At 63.1% G+C, this 16016-nt stretch carries 17 protein-coding genes; 13 read left to right on the top strand and 4 right to left on the bottom strand.

Features of this window, described 5'->3' with window-relative positions; translation table 11 throughout:
• Positions 1–62: 62 nt before the first annotated feature.
• On the bottom strand, positions 63–368 hold the full coding sequence (locus AC07O2_RS20260; protein ID WP_495099706.1) for an NIPSNAP family protein: 306 nt from the start codon (positions 366–368) through the stop codon (positions 63–65).
• Between the two features lie 19 nt (positions 369–387).
• On the bottom strand, positions 388–1200 hold the full coding sequence (locus AC07O2_RS20255; RefSeq protein ID WP_495105573.1) for a M48 family metallopeptidase: 813 nt from the start codon (positions 1198–1200) through the stop codon (positions 388–390).
• A gap of 170 nt (positions 1201–1370) precedes the next feature.
• Here AC07O2_RS20255 and AC07O2_RS20250 point away from each other — a divergent pair, with 170 nt between their 5' ends.
• The 12 genes from AC07O2_RS20250 to AC07O2_RS20195 all read left to right on the top strand — a co-directional run bounded on the left by AC07O2_RS20250 (position 1371) and on the right by AC07O2_RS20195 (position 13956).
• The gene (locus tag AC07O2_RS20250; RefSeq protein WP_495234166.1) at positions 1371–2624 is read left to right on the top strand and encodes an AmpG family muropeptide MFS transporter; all 1254 of its coding nucleotides are present in this window, start codon (positions 1371–1373) and stop codon (positions 2622–2624) included.
• Positions 2625–2805: 181 nt separating this feature from the next.
• Positions 2806–3522 carry a response regulator gene (locus AC07O2_RS20245; protein WP_495099709.1) on the top strand — a complete coding sequence of 239 codons (717 nt, stop codon included), beginning with the start codon at positions 2806–2808 and terminating at the stop codon, positions 3520–3522.
• Between the two features lie 82 nt (positions 3523–3604).
• Positions 3605–4921 (top strand): sensor histidine kinase, encoded by a 1317-nt coding sequence (locus AC07O2_RS20240; protein ID WP_495234165.1) that lies wholly within the window; start codon positions 3605–3607, stop codon positions 4919–4921.
• Positions 4922–5182: 261 nt separating this feature from the next.
• Entirely contained in the window at positions 5183–5974 is a 792-nt protein-coding gene (locus tag AC07O2_RS20235; RefSeq protein WP_495105570.1) for a DUF2167 domain-containing protein, read from the top strand.
• A 2-nt stretch (positions 5975–5976) separates the two neighbouring features.
• Positions 5977–6699 (top strand): hypothetical protein, encoded by a 723-nt coding sequence (locus AC07O2_RS20230; RefSeq protein ID WP_495234164.1) that lies wholly within the window; start codon positions 5977–5979, stop codon positions 6697–6699.
• Positions 6696–7010 (top strand): J domain-containing protein, encoded by a 315-nt coding sequence (locus AC07O2_RS20225; RefSeq protein ID WP_495234163.1) that lies wholly within the window; start codon positions 6696–6698, stop codon positions 7008–7010. The genes AC07O2_RS20230 and AC07O2_RS20225 overlap by 4 nt, the downstream gene beginning before the upstream one ends.
• Positions 7007–7711 carry a site-2 protease family protein gene (locus AC07O2_RS20220; protein ID WP_495234162.1) on the top strand — a complete coding sequence of 235 codons (705 nt, stop codon included), beginning with the start codon at positions 7007–7009 and terminating at the stop codon, positions 7709–7711. Before AC07O2_RS20225 ends, AC07O2_RS20220 begins: the two co-directional genes overlap by 4 nt.
• Positions 7712–7819: 108 nt before the next feature.
• Entirely contained in the window at positions 7820–8869 is a 1050-nt protein-coding gene (gene mgrA, locus AC07O2_RS20215) for an L-glyceraldehyde 3-phosphate reductase (protein WP_495105566.1), read from the top strand.
• A gap of 295 nt (positions 8870–9164) precedes the next feature.
• Complete coding sequence (locus AC07O2_RS20210) at positions 9165–10325, top strand: GGDEF domain-containing protein (RefSeq protein ID WP_495234161.1); 1161 nt, start codon at positions 9165–9167, stop codon at positions 10323–10325.
• Positions 10326–10328: 3 nt separating this feature from the next.
• The gene (locus tag AC07O2_RS20205) at positions 10329–11513 is read left to right on the top strand and encodes a GGDEF domain-containing protein (RefSeq protein ID WP_495234160.1); all 1185 of its coding nucleotides are present in this window, start codon (positions 10329–10331) and stop codon (positions 11511–11513) included.
• 157 nt (positions 11514–11670) lie between these two features.
• The gene (locus tag AC07O2_RS20200; RefSeq protein ID WP_495099718.1) at positions 11671–12144 is read left to right on the top strand and encodes a VOC family protein; all 474 of its coding nucleotides are present in this window, start codon (positions 11671–11673) and stop codon (positions 12142–12144) included.
• A gap of 234 nt (positions 12145–12378) precedes the next feature.
• Entirely contained in the window at positions 12379–13956 is a 1578-nt protein-coding gene (locus AC07O2_RS20195) for an EAL domain-containing protein (protein ID WP_495234159.1), read from the top strand.
• 10 nt (positions 13957–13966) lie between these two features.
• Here AC07O2_RS20195 and AC07O2_RS20190 read toward each other — a convergent pair whose 3' ends face one another.
• Together AC07O2_RS20190 and AC07O2_RS20185 are read right to left on the bottom strand one after the other, a co-directional pair.
• Positions 13967–14374, bottom strand: coding sequence for an SRPBCC family protein (locus AC07O2_RS20190; protein WP_495234158.1), 408 nt, complete (start codon positions 14372–14374; stop codon positions 13967–13969).
• Positions 14375–14481: 107 nt separating this feature from the next.
• A complete protein-coding gene (locus tag AC07O2_RS20185; RefSeq protein WP_495234157.1) occupies positions 14482–14964 on the bottom strand; it encodes a nuclear transport factor 2 family protein in 483 nt (160 codons plus the stop codon).
• Between the two features lie 128 nt (positions 14965–15092).
• Here AC07O2_RS20185 and AC07O2_RS20180 point away from each other — a divergent pair, with 128 nt between their 5' ends.
• Entirely contained in the window at positions 15093–15992 is a 900-nt protein-coding gene (locus tag AC07O2_RS20180) for a LysR family transcriptional regulator (protein WP_495234156.1), read from the top strand.
• Positions 15993–16016 lie beyond the last annotated feature (24 nt).

Genomic DNA, 16016 nt, shown 5'->3' with positions numbered 1-16016 from the left:
AAAGAGCTGCTGGTGAAGGTGATACCTGCGCCGGCAGCTCTTTTTACTTAAATCCTGGAAACTCAGGAAAACATAGGCCGGAAGAAGCTGCGCTCGTAGCTGAGGATGCAGCGCGTCTCTCCGGCATAGCGGAAGGCGGCCTGGCATTCCGGGTCCTGCAGGGACGCGGCGCGGTACACCTCGTACTCGGCCAGCGACGGGAAGGTGAACATCGCCAGCGCGATGTTGTTCGCCCCCTCGGAGGGCAGAAAGTAGCCGTGGTGCTGGCCGCCAAATTTTTCCACCAGCGGAATCCACAGCTTGCCGTAATGCTCGAATTCGGCGAGCTTGTAGGGATCGATCACATAACGCAGGTAGCAGGTCACCATCGCATAGAACTTTCAGGGTTTAACTTTTCCTGGCCTGCTCGTACAGCGGCAACACCTTGGGCAGATTCTTCTCGATCTGGGCGATGCGCGTACTGCTGGCCGGGTGGGTGCTCAGCCATTGCGGCGGAGCCCCCGTATTCTGGGCGCTCATTTTCTTCCACAGGCTGATGCCGGCACGCGGGTCGAAGCCGGCGCGGGCTGCCAGCTCCAGGCCCACCAGGTCCGCCTCGGTTTCATCGGACCGGCTGAACTGCAGGTTCAGTAGCTGTGCGCCACCGCCAATCACCTGCTGGCCCAGAGTGCCGGCACCCAGCAGCTGGCTGAGCAGATTCGCGCCCAGATTGGTGGCGGCGGACTTACCCATGCGTTCACGCGCATGCTCGCGCAGGGCGTGGGCGATTTCATGGCCCATCACGGCGGCGACTTCGTCGTCGTTGAGCTGCAGCTTGTCCAGAATGCCGGTGTAGAAGGCGATCTTGCCGCCGGGCATGCACCAGGCGTTGATCTGGCTGCTGCCGATCAGGTTGACCTGCCACTTCCAGTCCTTGGCGCGCGGGTTCCAGTCGGCGGTATACGGAATGATGCGCTGCGCAATGCGGCGCAAACGCACCAATTGCGGGTGATCGGCGGGCGCCAGTGCCTGCTTTTGCTGCGCCTGCTGCAAAGTCTGCTGGTATTGCAGCTTGGCGGTTTCCTCCACCTGGTCGGCCGACACCAGCTTGGAGAAGGCCGAGTTGCCCCCCACGTCCACGCCGTCGCGCGCCCACACCGAGGGTGTCTGCACCAAGGCCAGACCCAAGCAAAACGACATCCAACCTACTTTCAACTGCATTTGTAGCTACTTTCCATATTGCAAGCCATCTATAACGCAGCAAGTATTATTCCCGGATGACGTCCCCCTCTTCTGCCAGTACCCCGATCTCCCCTCAGCCAGAGCCTGCCTCCGCCCCGCGCCGCAAACGTTCAGCGATGGAGGTGCTGAGAGAACTCAGGCAGCCCAAGGTGGCGGTCATGTTGGCGCTGGGCTTTGCCTCGGGCCTGCCCTTTTTGCTGACCGCGAATACTTTTGGCTACTGGCTGCGGGACGACGGCACCAGCCTGGTGGCCATAGGCTTCATTTCCTGGGTTGGATTCGCCTATGCGTTCAAGGTGTATTGGTCGCCGCTGGTAGACCGCATCGATGTGCCGCTGCTGGGCCGCCTGGGCCGGCGCCGCGGCTGGATGCTGCTATGCCAGATCCTGGTCACCATAGGGCTGCTGGGCATGGCTACCGTAGGCACGGCCGGCGGGCTGGCCGCCATAGGCGCGTTCGCCCTGCTGACGGCTTTTGCCTCGGCCACGCAGGACATCGCCATCGACGCCTGGCGTATCGAGTCGGCCGCTGACGCGGACGAGGTGGGCCTGATGACCTCGGCGGCGCAGGTAGGCTACCGCGTGGCCCTGCTCATCACCGATGCCTTGATCATCGCCGCCGCGGCCCGTGTCGGATGGAGCATGTCGTATGTGGGCATGGCGGTGCTGATGGCGCTGTGCATGGTGGCAACCCTGTACGCATCCGAGCCGGCGCGTGCCGATGTGGTGCTGCAGCAGAAGCCCTCGCTGTGGACCTTGCGCGGCCTGGCTGATGCCATCGTCGGGCCGTTCGTCGATTTCTTCGCCAAGCACAAGGTCGCCGGACTGGTCATGCTGTTGATGGTGGCGCTGTACCGCCTGCCCGACTTTGTGATGGGGCCGATGTACAACCCGTTCTACCACGACCTCGGCCTCGCCAAAGACACGGTAGCCTGGGTGCGCGGCTCCTTTGGCCTGGTCACCACCTTCCTGGGCATCGCGGCGGCCGGCATCAGCGCCATCCGGCTGGGCTTGTTGCCCACGCTGGTGGCGGGGCTGGTGCTCGAAGGCTTCGGCACGGCTGCATTCGCCTTGCTCAGCTTCCATGCCAGCACCGAGGTTTTTGCCGCGGTGATGGCGCTGGATGCATTTGCACAGGCCTTTGCCGGCGTCGCCCTGGTGACCTATATGTCCAGCCTGACCAGCCTGGGCTACACCGCCACGCAGTACGCCATGCTGTCCTCGACCTACGCGTTGCTGGGCAAGTTCCTGAAAGGATTCTCTGGAATTGCCGTCGAAACGCTCACGCCCACCTATGGCCTGCTGGGCGCCTACGCCACGGCCTTCGTGGCCACTGGCCTGACCGCGATCCCGCCCATGCTGCTATTGCTGCTGCTGTGGCGTATGCAGCGGAACAAAGGCTGATACGGCAAAAACCGTCTTTAGCGCAGAAGGAGCAAGCGCCGGAAGCTATTTATTTGATAGCAATTTGGATGTAAAGTATTTACCTATCTTTACGGTGGCTACAACCCATATTGGCGGCAAAGGCGCACCATCGTGCTTTACAAATGCTTTCCCAACGGCCAGACCACTTAACGGATACCCCATGAGCGCAAACCTGCTAATGATCGAAGACGACACCCGCCTGGCCAGCATGGTCGGCGAGTTCCTGGGCCAGTCCGGCTTCAACGTGTCGCACCAGCCTACGGCCATGGGCGGTCTGGCGCAGTTGCAGGGCCAGAGCGGCCCGACCCGTCCCGATCTGGTGATCCTGGACCTGATGCTGCCCGACCTGGACGGCCTGGAAGTGTGCAAACGCATCCGCAACAGCACCGGCGACATCGCCCAGGTGCCAGTGCTGATGCTGACCGCCAAGGGCGACCCGCTGGACCGCATCATCGGCCTGGAACTGGGTGCCGACGACTACCTGCCCAAGCCCTTCGAGCCACGCGAACTGCTGGCGCGCATCCGCGCCATCCTGCGCCGCCAGGGCGACACCGCCAACACCGCCAACAAAGTGCTGCGCTTCGGCTCGCTGGAGATCGACCGCGACGCGCGCTCCGTTACCGTCAACGGCCAGCCGGCCGACCTGACCTCTTACCAGTTCGACCTGCTGGTGGCGCTGGCCGAACGTGCCGGCCGCGTGCTGACGCGCGACCAGATCATGGAAGCCGTGCGCGGCCGCGAACTCGAGGCCTTTGACCGCTCCATCGACGTGCACATGGGCCGCATCCGCGCCGCCATTGAGACCGACTCCAAGAACCCGCGCCGCATCGTCACCGTACGCGGCGCCGGCTACGTCTTCGCCAAACAGCAAGACTAGCCCGCCGTCCGGTTCTCTCTGCGGTGCCGCACAGAAGCGCGGTACATTTTGCGGCTCCACAGCCCGACCGGATAGAACTGAGATGGACTACGTCCCGATGCAACCCTCCCTGCCCTCGCTGCTGCAGCGCCTGTATGTGCGCATCTGGCTGGCTGTGCTGCTGGCCCTGGCCGTGCTGATGCTGCTGGTCGGCCTGGCCTGGCGCATGGCAGCCGACCCGCCGCTGCACGACCTGGTGATACGCAACCGGGCCGGCGAAATCATCGGCAAGGGCACGACCCGCCAACTGCGCGTCTCGCCCGACGGCCTGCAGATCGTCCCGCCCGCCAGCGCCCCGGCAGCCCCGGCCTTACCGGACGACGGTGAAGACCTGACAGAGTTGCCCCCACCTTCGCCCGAAACCATGGACAACCGCGGCCCCGAATTCGTGGTCCGCATGCACGACGGCCAGCGGGTGCTGATCCACCTGCCGCGCCCGGCGCGCACCTGGTGGCTGCGGCCGCCGTTCGGCTTCTTCTGGACGCTGGGCATGGTCGGCATTGCCATGGCACTGGCCATGTACCCCATCATCCGGCGCCTGACACGGCGGCTGGAATCGCTGCAACGCAGCGTGGAGCAATGGGGCACCGGAGACCTGTCGGTACGCGTGCCCATCCATGGCCGCGACGAGGCCGGCCTGCTGGCGCAGCGCTTCAACACCGCCGCCGAACGCATCGAAACCCTGGTGGCCTCGCACAAAACCCTGCTGCAGTCGCAAAAGTCGCTGCTGGCCAATGCCTCGCACGAACTGCGCTCGCCGTTGACGCGCATCCGCATGGGCATCGAGCTCATGGGCTCCTCGCCCTCCCCGGCTTTCAAAAATGAGATCAGCCGAAACATCGCCGAGCTGGACCAGCTGGTGGACGAAATCCTGCTGGCCAGCCGGCTAGACGCCAAGGAAGCCGACCTAGGCACGGTGGAAGAGGTGGACCTGACCGGCCTGGTGGCCGAAGAATGCGCCCGCACCGATGCCTCGTTCGAGGTCGGCGTGGAAGGCGAGCCCGACCAAAGCTACGAGGTACAGGGTGTGGCCAAGCTGCTGCGCCGCGCCGTACGCAATCTGCTGGAAAACGCCCGCCGCTACACCAGTGGCGAGGTGGACGTCACCCTGCAGCGGCACGGCGGCAACGCGGTGCTGCGCGTGTTCGACCGCGGCCCCGGCGTACCGGCCGAGCTGCGCGAACGCATCTTTGAGCCCTTCTACCGCCTGCCCGGCGCCAGCGAACGCGATGGCGGTGTAGGCCTGGGCCTGGCCCTGGTCAAGTCCATCGCCGAACGCCACGGTGGCAGCGTCCGCTGCGAAGGCCGCGAAGGCGGTGGCGCCTGCTTTGTCATAGAGCTACCCCGCCCCACGGCCTGAAGTACGCCATTTGCCACCACTAACTTAGCACCTCCTAAATGTTGGGCGCGCTAAGCTGTGTTTTCATTCAAAAGAATGAGCACCTGCTCCATTCCCTTCGTTCCATCAGATCCGCCGGTCAATAATCTGCTGCGTCATTTACAAATAGACACAAGTGCTCCGAGTGGACAAATGCAATGCAGCCACTCGAGGCCCATACAGCATGATTGGGGAAATATGTTGAGATTCAGGCACGCCGCTCTAGCGATAGCTATTCTGACCTTGGGTACCTTGACGCAAGCTGCCACCTCTGAAGACCCGAACGCCGCCCTCAAGGCCCTGGCCTGGCAAAACGGCCCGGTTACCGCCGCGTTGGAAGACAAGGCTGAACTGAAAATACCCAAGGACTCGCAATTCCTGGATACCACCAATGGCTCCAAGTTTCTGGAGCTGACGGGCAATCTACCCTCGGCCGAAAACATCCTGATGGGCAATTCTTGGTGGGCCGCATTCTCATTCGACCCGGCCGGCTACGTGAAAGACGACGAGAAGATCGATGCTGACGAACTGCTCAAGCAGCTCAAGAGCCACGACGGCCCCAGCAACGAAGAGCGCCGCAAACGTGGCATGCCTGATCTGTATACCGACGGTTGGTACATTCCCCCGCACTACGACCCCACCACCAAGCACCTGGAGTGGGCGCTGCGGCTACGCTCTGCCAGCCACGACCGGCCCATCATCAACTACACCGTACGCTTGCTGGGCCGCACAGGCTACGAAAGCGCGGTGCTGGTATCCAGCCCCGAAACACTGGACGCAGATGTCAAGGAATTCAAGTCCGTGCTGACAGGCTTCGAGTTCAAAGCCGGCGAAAAGTACTCTGAATTCAAGTCCGGTGACCGCATTGCCCAATTCGGCTTGGCGGCCCTCGTCGCCGGCGGCGCAGCCGCAGTGGCCACCAAGACCGGCTTCTGGAAGGTGCTGGTAGGCGTTCTGGCGGCCTCCTGGAAGCTGGTGGCTGCTGCGGCCGCAGTGTTCCTGGGCAGCATAGGCAAGCTGTTCAAGCGCAAATAGGCGTGGATGCCGCTTCGGCGCTGATGCTGCTGGCATTGGCTCTCTACCTCTACGACTCGGCACGACTGTTGTCGGGCAACCAGGCCGTGCTGGTACACAGGCGTGCCGGCTGGTTGGCCGCCTTTGGCTCGCAGCGCTGGAAGATACGCGGCCGTGAACCTTATCTGCCCAACCCACTCACGCCGCACCGGCAGTTGTTCGTGCTGCGCTGGCGCTATGCCGGTACGACACAAGTCCGCGCCACACCACGGGTGCTGGACACTTTACCGGCGCTGCGGGTATTCACTCCATGGATCTGGCTGTCGGCCGCCTGTCTTTTCGTAGGCCTACCGCTGGGGCTGTTCACCCGCGCCGGGCTGTGGGCCGTGGTGCCGGCGCTAGCCCTGATGTACCTGAGCAATGCCACTGCGCTGCTGCTGCTGTGGCGTCGACGGCACACGCTGGGCCTGCAAAACGGACCATTTGGCACGCTGGCATTCGAATGCCTGAGCTGCCCGCCGTTCGCATTGAACCTGGTGCGCAAGCTATGCGCCACCCAGCCGGTGGTGGAAGACTTCGAAGCCGCCTGCCTGCGCCTGCTAGACCCGACGACCCTGACGCAAGTGAAGGCGCAATGCCTGCTGCGACTAGACGAGCAGATCGCCTGCGAAGACGAAGCCAGCTCCGAAATGCCCGCGCTGCTGAATGCGCGCCTGCGATTTGCTCCTGCAGAGAACGCTCCTTGAGTACCACAGAAATCATCATCGTCATCGGTGGCCTGGTACTGGGCTACTGGGTGGTCTCGCTATTTACCGCCAAAGCGCCCAGCCACGTGGCGCCCGCCTCCCTGGACCCGCCCTGGCACCAGGTACTGGAACTGTCACCCGACGCCAGCCTGGAAGACATCCGCAACGCCTACCGCCGGCTGATGGGTGAATACCACCCCGACAAGGTGGCCTCCCTGGGCAGCGAATTACAGGCCCTGGCGGAACGTAAAAGCAAACAAATCGGCGCGGCCTACCAGGCGGCACTGCAGCAGCTCGGGGCTAACGCATGAAGTTCCTGCTGGCCTTGCTATTCGCGGGTAAGCTGGGCAAATTGCTGGTGTCCAGCGGCAGCATGCTGGTGTCGGTTTTCGTCTACAGCATGCACTATGGCTGGCCCTATGCCCTGGGCTTCATCGGCCTGCTGTTCCTGCACGAGATGGGCCATTACATCGCCGCGAAAAAGCGTGGCCTGGAAGTGGGCATGCCGGTCTTCATTCCATTTGTCGGCGCCTGGATCTCGCTCAAAACCACCCAGCTCGACCCGGAAACTGAGGCCTATGTCGGCCTGGCTGGACCCATGCTGGGCACCGCCGGCGCCTTTCTATGCTATCTCTATGCCCGCGAGAACGGCCAGGCATTGTGGATGGCGATTGCCTACGCGGGCTTCGTGCTGAACTTGTTCAACCTGATTCCCCTGACCCCGCTGGATGGAGGGCGCATCGTCTCTGTCATCTCGAACAAACTGTGGCTGCTGGGCATGCCCCTGCTGTGCGCGGTGTTCTGGTGGAAGCCCAGCCCTCTCCTTGTCGTCATAGCCATCCTGGCGCTGCCCAAAGTATGGTCAGCCTTGAAGGGCAATGCCCCGACAACCCAGGAAATTGCCTCACCGCAGGTCAAGCTGCAATACGGCCTGCACTACCTGCTGCTGGTCGCCGTGCTGGCCCTGCTGGCCATGGACGCCCACGAAAGACTCGGCCAGTTGCGAACTTGAGCCCCCCGGAGCCGAGTCCCCCGCCAGGGCATAGTGCGGCTGCCGCACAAATGGTGGCGATCCTTCCTAGAATGCCTGCTCCGCTTACAACAGCCTTGGAGACAGAACATGACCTACCACGCCGCAACCGACCGCTACGACGACAAAATGCCGTACCGCCGTTCTGGGCGCAGCGGCCTGCAGCTACCTGCCATCACCCTGGGCCTATGGCACAACTTTGGCGACACCACACCACTGGTAACCCAGCGCGCCATGCTACGTACAGCGTTTGACCTGGGCATCACCCACTTCGACCTGGCCAACAACTACGGCCCACCCTACGGCAGCGCCGAGACCAATTTCGGCGAGCACATGCGCCGCGACTTCAGGCCTTACCGCGACGAGCTGGTAATCTCCAGCAAGGCCGGCTACGACATGTGGCCCGGCCCCTACGGCCAGGGCGGCGGTGGCCGCAAGTACGTGCTAGCCAGCCTGGACCAAAGCCTGCAGCGCATGGGCCTGGACTATGTGGACATCTTCTACTCGCACCGCTTCGACCCCGACACCCCGCTGGAAGAAACCATGGGTGCGCTGGCCACGGCCGTACAACAGGGCAAGGCACTGTATGTGGGCCTGTCCAGCTACTCGGCCGGCAAGACCCGCGAGGCCTCTGCCATCCTCAAGCAGATGGGCGTGCCCTGCCTGATCCACCAGCCGTCCTACAGCATGCTCAACCGCTGGATCGAAGAAGAGCTGCTGGACACCCTGGGTGACCAGGGCATAGGCTGCATCGCCTTCAGCGCGCTGGCCCAGGGCCTGCTGACCAACAAGTACCTGAACGGCGTGCCCGCCGACGCACGCATCAACCGCCCCGGCGGCAGCTCGTTTAAGCAAGACCACCTGAGCCCGCAGAACCTGGCCCATGTGCGCGCACTGAACGAGATGGCCCTGGCCCGTGGCCAAAGCCTGGCGCAGATGGCCACCGCCTGGGTGTTGCGCGACCCGCGCGTCACCTCGGCCCTGATCGGCGCCAGCCGCCCAGAGCAGATCGTGGAACTGGCCGGTGCGCTGAAGAACGCGCACTTCAGCACCGAAGAACTCACCGCGATCGACCAGCATGCGGTGGACGGCGGCATCAATCTGTGGAAAAAACCCTCTACGGACCAACGCCTGTCTTGAGAAACTGTTCACGGTCTATTTAAGGCTCCAAATAGACCGTGTTTCGCAAATGCAGCTTCATGCTGCATTGCAGCCGCCAAGCCGTGGCACGGCGGGCTTTGTCGCGAAGCTGTCATCCAGCAGTGCAGGGCCCATTGGGCAGGCCCCATGCACAGCCCAAATGCCGTGTTGCAGCACATCCAGCCATCACAATTGGCTCTTAAAATCATAGCCAGGAGACGCTGTCCCGGATGTGTAGCGCGTACGTCCTGCCGCCCGCAATATCGCCCCATCCGCATTTGGCGAACACAAGGACATGGCGTTCGAGATCGAGTTACGTACGGTTTTATTGCTCAACACCACCTCCCTGTTCATAGGTGGACTGGTGTTCATGCATGTACGCAAGCAATCGCATGAGAGCAAGCGCGTTAGCTTGGGCCTGCTGGCCGCCAGCTTTTTGTTGCTGGCTGCGGGTGCAACCATTGCGGGCATGACGGACCATCTTCCAGTGGCCATGGCCGTATGGCCGCACCTGAGCTTGTTATTTGGCACACTGGGATACACGCTGATGTGGGGTGGCTTCAACACACTGGCAGGTACTGGAAACTGGCAGCAAGACCGGTGGATGCTGCTTCTGCCGGTGGCTATCGCGCTGTTAGGCGGGCTCACAGGATTTCCACAGAACAATCTGTTGCGTGCCAGCATTTACCACGGCTACGCAATCGTTGCGCTGCTGTCTTCCGCCTACAGCATGCTGCGGCAAAACCGCATCGATCCCTTGCCGAACAGGCCGCTACTTGCCAGCAGCTTGGTGGCAAGCGCCTTGGTCTACATGCTGAACATCGTCAACATGCACCAGGAAACCAAAATTCTGCTCAACGTGGCGGATGCCTTCTTTGTTGAAATTGTCTGCGGCTTTGCCATGTGCCTGCTGACCATCTCGTTGGTCAACGACCGCACCCAGGTGCGATTGAAGAAGATGGCCCAGACCGACCCACTGACCGGCGCAGGCAACCGGCGCAGCTTCCTGGGCCGGCTCCCAGCACACCCTGAGTCAGGGGCCGCCATGCTGCTGATCGACCTGGACCACTTCAAGCGCATCAATGACCAGTTCGGCCACGCTACCGGCGACGCTGTGCTGGTGGCATGCGCCCATCGCATCCAGGGCCTGTTGCCCCCAGAGGCGGTGTTCGCGCGCTACGGAGGAGAGGAGTTTGTGCTCTACCTGCCCCGGACAAACACCGCTGAAGCGCAGGCCATCGCCGAAGGCCTGCGCCTGGGCCTGGCGGCACTGGCATGCGAAAACCAAGGGCGGCCCGTGCCTGTCTCGGCCAGCTTCGGTATCGCCATTACCAACGTGCAAGATACCCATTGGCACGCGGTCCTGCACCGGGCCGACCAGGCCCTGTATGCCGCCAAAGCCGCAGGCCGCAATTGCGTGCGCCTGCATGGACAGTTCGCGCCCATGGCTACATAAAAAATGGCTGCCAGTTTAGAGATCCACCTGCCCACGGTGCTGTTCCTGCACCAGACTTCCTTCATGCTGGGGGCGCTGGTGTTCGTGCAACTGCGCAGGCAATCCTCGGGCACACAGGGCATCGGCCTGCTGGCCCTGGCCTTTGTTTTCTTGGCGGGGGGATATACCTTCACATCCGCCATCACGCATCCAGGCCGAATAGATTTGCCAACCATGGTGCGCCCGCATATCAGCCTGCTGTGCACCATGTTGGGCTACAGCCTGCTATGGGCCAGCTACGCCGAACTGGCAGGACGCTGGCGCTGGAAACAGACCCGCCTGGTCCTGTTGCTGCCCCTGGGCGTGGCTCTGCTGGGGCTTGCCACCGGCTTCCCCTACGAAGCCAAGTTACGCGGCCTTACCTACTATGCTGGCGCCATTCTGGGCCTGACACTGACCGGGTACGGCATCTTGCGTAACGGGCGGCTGGAACCCTTGCCGTCGCGTAAGCCCCTGGCCATATGTATGCTGCTGGGAGCGCTTTTTTACCTGATACGGGTGCTCAGCATCTTCCGCGGATCTGACCTTCTGGGCAATGTTGCGGACACTTTCTTCATGGAGATCCTGTGCAACTTCGGCATCGCCTTGTTGACGGTCACCCTGGTGAACGAGCGCTCGCAGCTGCACCTGCAACGCATGGCCCAGACAGACCCACTCACCGGGGTGGGCAACCGGCGCTGGTTCTTAGCCCAGTTGCCCAAACAGCCCGCAGCAGGCGCCGCCTTGGTGCTGATGGACCTAGACCATTTCAAGCAGATCAACGACCGCTACGGCCATGCGACGGGTGATGAAGTGCTGGTCAGCTGCGCGCAGTACATCCAGAGCATGCTGCGCGAACACGACGCTTTTGCACGCTACGGCGGAGAAGAATTCGTGCTCTACCTGCCCGAGGTGTCGGTGGATGCAGCCCTGCAGGTGTGTGACCGCTTGCGCCGCGGTATAGCCACCCTGGTCTGTGAAAGCCAGGGCCAGCGCGTGCCCATCTCGGCCAGCATGGGCGTGGCCCTGGCCTCGGCCCAGGACCCGCACTGGCAAGCCGTGCTGCACCAGGCCGACCAGGCACTGTACGCGGCCAAAGCCGCTGGGCGCAACCGCGTGCACCTCCATGGCCAAACGGTGTCCACATTGGCGCATGGAGTCAGCCCCTAGAAGCCTGTGGCTCTGCCTGGCAGGTACTGCACCACACCGTTACCGGCTATACAAACGGTAGCAATAAAACAGCCACTTCCGGTCCGCCAGGGCGCTACAGTCCTGAAGTTGAGGGAGTATTTCGCACCCTGCATACCCGCGACTGGAGGTAATTTCCATGCAGAAAATCGGGCCTTGCCTGTGGTTTGACGGAGCCGCCGAAGAGGCGGCGGAGTTTTATGTATCCGTCTTTCCCAACGCACGCATCGTCAGCACCACGCATTACGTGGAAAGTACGCACCGGCCCATAGGCTCGGTCATGACGGTGGAGTTTGTGCTGGATGGCCAGGAGTTTGTGGCCCTGAACGGTGGCCCGTATTTCAACTTCTCCCCGGCGATCTCCATGGTCGTGCCCTGCGACACCCAGGCCCAGCTGGACCATCTGTGGAGCCAGCTGATGGTCGGCGGCCACGCCCAGCAATGCGGCTGGTTGACCGACAAGTTCGGCGTGTCCTGGCAGATCGTGCCCAAAACCCTGACTGCCATGATGCAGGGCGACGACACCGCCGCCGCCCAGCGCGCAGTTGCCGCCATGCTGCAAATGGTCAAGCTGGACATCGCAGCACTGGAGCAGGCCTACCATAGCGTCTGAGACCACCGCACCCATTCATACTCATTTTTTGATAGCTGCCTACGCAGAATCCACCTGCGCCATCGGCATTTTCACTCCTAAAATCCGGCGGCATATTCCGCACAGGCGCGCACCGCCTGGGAGCGGAATAAATGTGTTGATAATGCATCAGCTCTGCGCCGGGGCGGCACCCGGCCAGCGCCATCAATAGCCGTAAGGGGAGCCCACCATGCCGGGACGATGGAATACGCAGCCATGCCTGTCTTAAGGCGTACGCTTGGGCGCCGCCCGCGGTTGGTTGGCAGCCTGAGCGGCTGCGTCCTGGCGTTGGCCATGGGCCTGGCGATCGTGCTGGCAGGCATCGGGCTGCGCGTGCGTGAGATCGACCGCGGCCATGCCACGCTATTCCGCACCATGGAGAACCGGCGCGTGGAAGTCACTGCACTGCTGCAGGAGCTCAACAGCATCTATCCCGCAGACTGCACCGCTGACAACCGCACCAAACTACGCAGCCTGCTGTTCAAACACCGGGTGGTGGGCGACATTGGCATCCTCGACAGCCAGCGCCAATTGGTCTGCAGCACCAGCCTGGGCGACATCTACCCGCCGCTGGCACCCAATACCGGAGGTCTGCAGGGCGAGGCCGGCCACTACTACCTGAACGCCCCCTTGCCGCTGGCCGACGAAACCGTATTCGTTACCCTGGTGGAACGCGGCCCCTTCCAGGTCGCACTGGACGACAACGCCACCCGCGATGCCAAACTGCAGCACAGCGACACGCTGTGGGCCGGCCGCGGCGTCGAACGCACCCAGGTATTCCGTGGCGAACACGCCAACCTGACCAGCCCCCAAGTCGGCCCCAACACGCCGCACCTGCAGCTCGACACCCACAGGGCTGTGCTGCTGGTCAGCAACACCCTGCCCAACTTTGTCCAGCTCTCGGCACAGTCGGTGCTGCAGCTGCGCGAGCTATTGGCCGACTACTGGGCCCTGCTGCTGGGCGCTCTGGGCCTGTGTGGGCTGCTGGGCTTTCTGGTCGCCGACGTGGTGACCCGGCGCTGCCGGCACTACCAGTCCATGGACTACCGCATCCGCCACCTGTGCCGGCCCGACAACGTGGTCTGCCACTATCAACCCATCCGCGACCTGGCCAGCGGACGCACCATAGGCTGCGAAGTACTGGCCCGGTTGCAGGACCGCAAAAAACTGGTCTACCCCGACCAGTTCATACCCGCGCTGGTGCGGCAAAACCTGGGCTGGGCGTTTGACACCGCCATCAGCGCCTGTGCCCTGCGCGAACTGGGTGCAGCCCTGCCCGCGCAAACCGACTTCAAGATCGCGCTGAACTTCTTCCCCAACAATCTGCAGCGCGACCGGGTCCATGCACATCTGCAGGCCGTCATGCATACCACCGGCCGCAAGGACCTGCGGGTCGAGCTGGAGGTGACCGAATACAACTTCTCGCCCGAGATCGTGCCCGAGCTGCAGCGCCTCAAGGCCGACGGCTACCTGATCGCCATCGACGACTTCGGCACCGGCTATTCCAACCTGGGCATGGTCAAGCGCGTGGCACCCGACTTCCTGAAGATCGACAAGTCCTTTGTGTTCGAGATGGAAGACGCCAGCCTGCGCTCCAGCCTGATCCCCGAGATCGTCGCCATCGCCAAGGCGGTGGACAGCAAGGTCGTCGCCGAGGGCATTGAAAACGCCGCCCAGGCGGCCCAGCTCAGCGCGCTGGGCGTGCAGTACGGCCAGGGCTACTACTTCGCCAAACCCATGCCGCTGCAAGCCTTTCTGGACTACCTGGCCGCCGAAAACCGCTCGACCAGCTGATGGTGCAAGTTCAGGCCAGGGCTTCCACGTGGCGTGCGAAGTTACCCAGAATGGCCTGCCAGCCCTGTTCCTGCTGCTCGACGGAGTAGGTAGATTCGGCGTCGAAAGTCACGCGCACCTGTACGCCGCCCGCGCCCTCGGTAAACGTGACCTGGGCCGTGCGGTCGCCAAATGCATATTCGATCAACGCATGCTTGACGATTTTTGTGTACGTGCCCGCAAAATCAAAACCCATGCTGCCGTCCTTGGCCTCCATGCGCGACGAGAAGGCGCCACCCTCGCGCAAATCCACCTGGGCTGTGGTGGTGTGCCAGTCCGGTGACGCGGCATTCCACTGCACGATGTCGGCCGGCGTCGTGTAGGCACGCCACACTTTCTCGATAAGGGCTGCAACCGTGGTTTCAACACTGATTTTCATAATGCAATTCCGGTGGGTTGGCGAAAAACAATAGTGCCGCAGACCCACCCGGCGGCAGTGTCTGCGGCGGCCATTCTGCTGGCGCACCCACCTTAGGTCAACGCGGGTTACAAGCCCAGTGCGCTCAGGCCCGGGTGGTCGTCGGGCCGGCGCCCGCTGGGCCAGTGGAACTTACGCTCGGCCTCGGTGATCGCCAAGTCGTTGATGCTGGCGTGGCGCTCGGCCATGAAGCCGTGCGCATCAAACAGCCAGTTCTCGTTGCCATAGGAGCGGAACCACTGGCCCGCCGCGTCATGCCACTCATACGCAAAGCGCACGGCGATGCGGTTGCCATCAAAAGCCCACAGCTCCTTGATCAGCCGGTAGTCCAGCTCGCGCACCCATTTGCGCTGCAAAAACACTTTAATCTCGGCCCGGCCCTGCGGAAACTCCGCGCGGTTGCGCCAGCGGCTGTCCGGCGTATAGGCCAGCGCCACACGGGCCGGGTCACGGCTGTTCCAGGCGTCTTCGGCCAGACGCACCTTTTGCGCGGCGGTGTCGGCGTTGAACGGCGGCAGGGGTGGGCGAGGAGCTTCGGGGGCCAGGCTCATGGTGTTTTCCTTCCAGGTGTGTAGACAGTGTCTGCGCGGAACGCAGCGCATGGATGCACTGTATTGATACCAGGTGAAAAATAGAATCACCTCTATTTCCAATACACCATTCCATAAACAGGAAGAATATGGACAGACTCCAGGCCATGCAAATCTTTGTGACCGTGGCCGACGCGCAGGGTTTTGCGGGTGCCGCGCGCCAACTGCAGCTGTCGCCCCCGGCCGTAACCCGCGCCATCAAGGACCTGGAAAGCCACCTGGGCGTGCGCCTGCTCACCCGCACCACCCGCGTGGTGCGGCTCACCGAAGCCGGCGCCCGCCACGCCGAGGACTGCCGCCGCATCCTGGCCGAACTGGCCGACGCCGACGCCTCGGTGGCTGGCATGCACAGCGCACCGCGTGGCCGCCTCGTCATCACGGCACCGCTGATGTTCGGCGCGCTGCACGTCACGCCCCTGGTCACCGACTACCTGCAACGCTACCCCGAGGTGCAGGCCCACTGCCTGTTTCTGGACCGGGTGGTGAACCTGCTGGACGAGGGTGTGGACGTGGCCGTGCGCATCGGCGCCCTGCCCGACTCCAGCATGCAAGCCGTGCGCGTTTCCCAGCTGCGCCGCGTGCTCTGCGCATCGCCCGCCTACCTGGCCCAGCATGGCACGCCCAGCACACCGGATGATCTGGCCAGCCACACCGTTACCACCATCCACGGCAGCGGCCCCACCACCGAGTGGCGCTTCTGGCACCAGGGCGCACCGCGCTTGGTGAAGCTGCAGCCCCGCATGCTCACCACCACCAACGACAGCGCCATGGCCGCCGCCGTCAGTGGCTTTGGCATCACCCGCCTGCTCTCCTACCAGGTAGCCGAGCATGTGCGCGCCGGGCGGCTGCAGATCCTGCTGGCCGACTACGAGCCCCCAGCCCTGCCGGTACACCTGCTGCACCGCGAGGGGCGCTACGCAGCGCAGCGGGTGCGGGCGTTTCTGGACATGGCGGTAGAGCGGCTGCGGGGCGTGGGGGCGCTGGAATAACCGCCAAGTTGTCCGTTCCATGCG

The sequence above is a fragment of the Rhodoferax sp. GW821-FHT10B06 genome, assembly GCF_059415605.1.
Note: the sequence above shows the minus strand (reverse complement) of the source record. Positions and strands in the feature narration are given on the sequence as shown.

Bases quoted from the DNA above. Each gene is read 5' to 3' on its own strand.
- AC07O2_RS20260 (WP_495099706.1), bottom strand. From the start codon at position 368: ATGGTGACCTGCTACCTGCGTTATGTGATCGATCCCTACAAGCTCGCC.
- AC07O2_RS20255 (WP_495105573.1), bottom strand. From the start codon at position 1,200: ATGCAGTTGAAAGTAGGTTGGATGTCGTTTTGCTTGGGTCTGGCCTTG.
- AC07O2_RS20245 (WP_495099709.1), top strand. From the start codon at position 2,806: ATGAGCGCAAACCTGCTAATGATCGAAGACGACACCCGCCTGGCCAGC.
- AC07O2_RS20240 (WP_495234165.1), top strand. From the start codon at position 3,605: ATGGACTACGTCCCGATGCAACCCTCCCTGCCCTCGCTGCTGCAGCGC.
- AC07O2_RS20220 (WP_495234162.1), top strand. From the start codon at position 7,007: ATGAAGTTCCTGCTGGCCTTGCTATTCGCGGGTAAGCTGGGCAAATTG.
- mgrA (WP_495105566.1), top strand. From the start codon at position 7,820: ATGACCTACCACGCCGCAACCGACCGCTACGACGACAAAATGCCGTAC.
- AC07O2_RS20210 (WP_495234161.1), top strand. From the start codon at position 9,165: ATGGCGTTCGAGATCGAGTTACGTACGGTTTTATTGCTCAACACCACC.
- AC07O2_RS20205 (WP_495234160.1), top strand. From the start codon at position 10,329: ATGGCTGCCAGTTTAGAGATCCACCTGCCCACGGTGCTGTTCCTGCAC.
- AC07O2_RS20200 (WP_495099718.1), top strand. From the start codon at position 11,671: ATGCAGAAAATCGGGCCTTGCCTGTGGTTTGACGGAGCCGCCGAAGAG.
- AC07O2_RS20195 (WP_495234159.1), top strand. From the start codon at position 12,379: ATGCCTGTCTTAAGGCGTACGCTTGGGCGCCGCCCGCGGTTGGTTGGC.
- AC07O2_RS20190 (WP_495234158.1), bottom strand. From the start codon at position 14,374: ATGAAAATCAGTGTTGAAACCACGGTTGCAGCCCTTATCGAGAAAGTG.
- AC07O2_RS20185 (WP_495234157.1), bottom strand. From the start codon at position 14,964: ATGAGCCTGGCCCCCGAAGCTCCTCGCCCACCCCTGCCGCCGTTCAAC.
- AC07O2_RS20180 (WP_495234156.1), top strand. From the start codon at position 15,093: ATGGACAGACTCCAGGCCATGCAAATCTTTGTGACCGTGGCCGACGCG.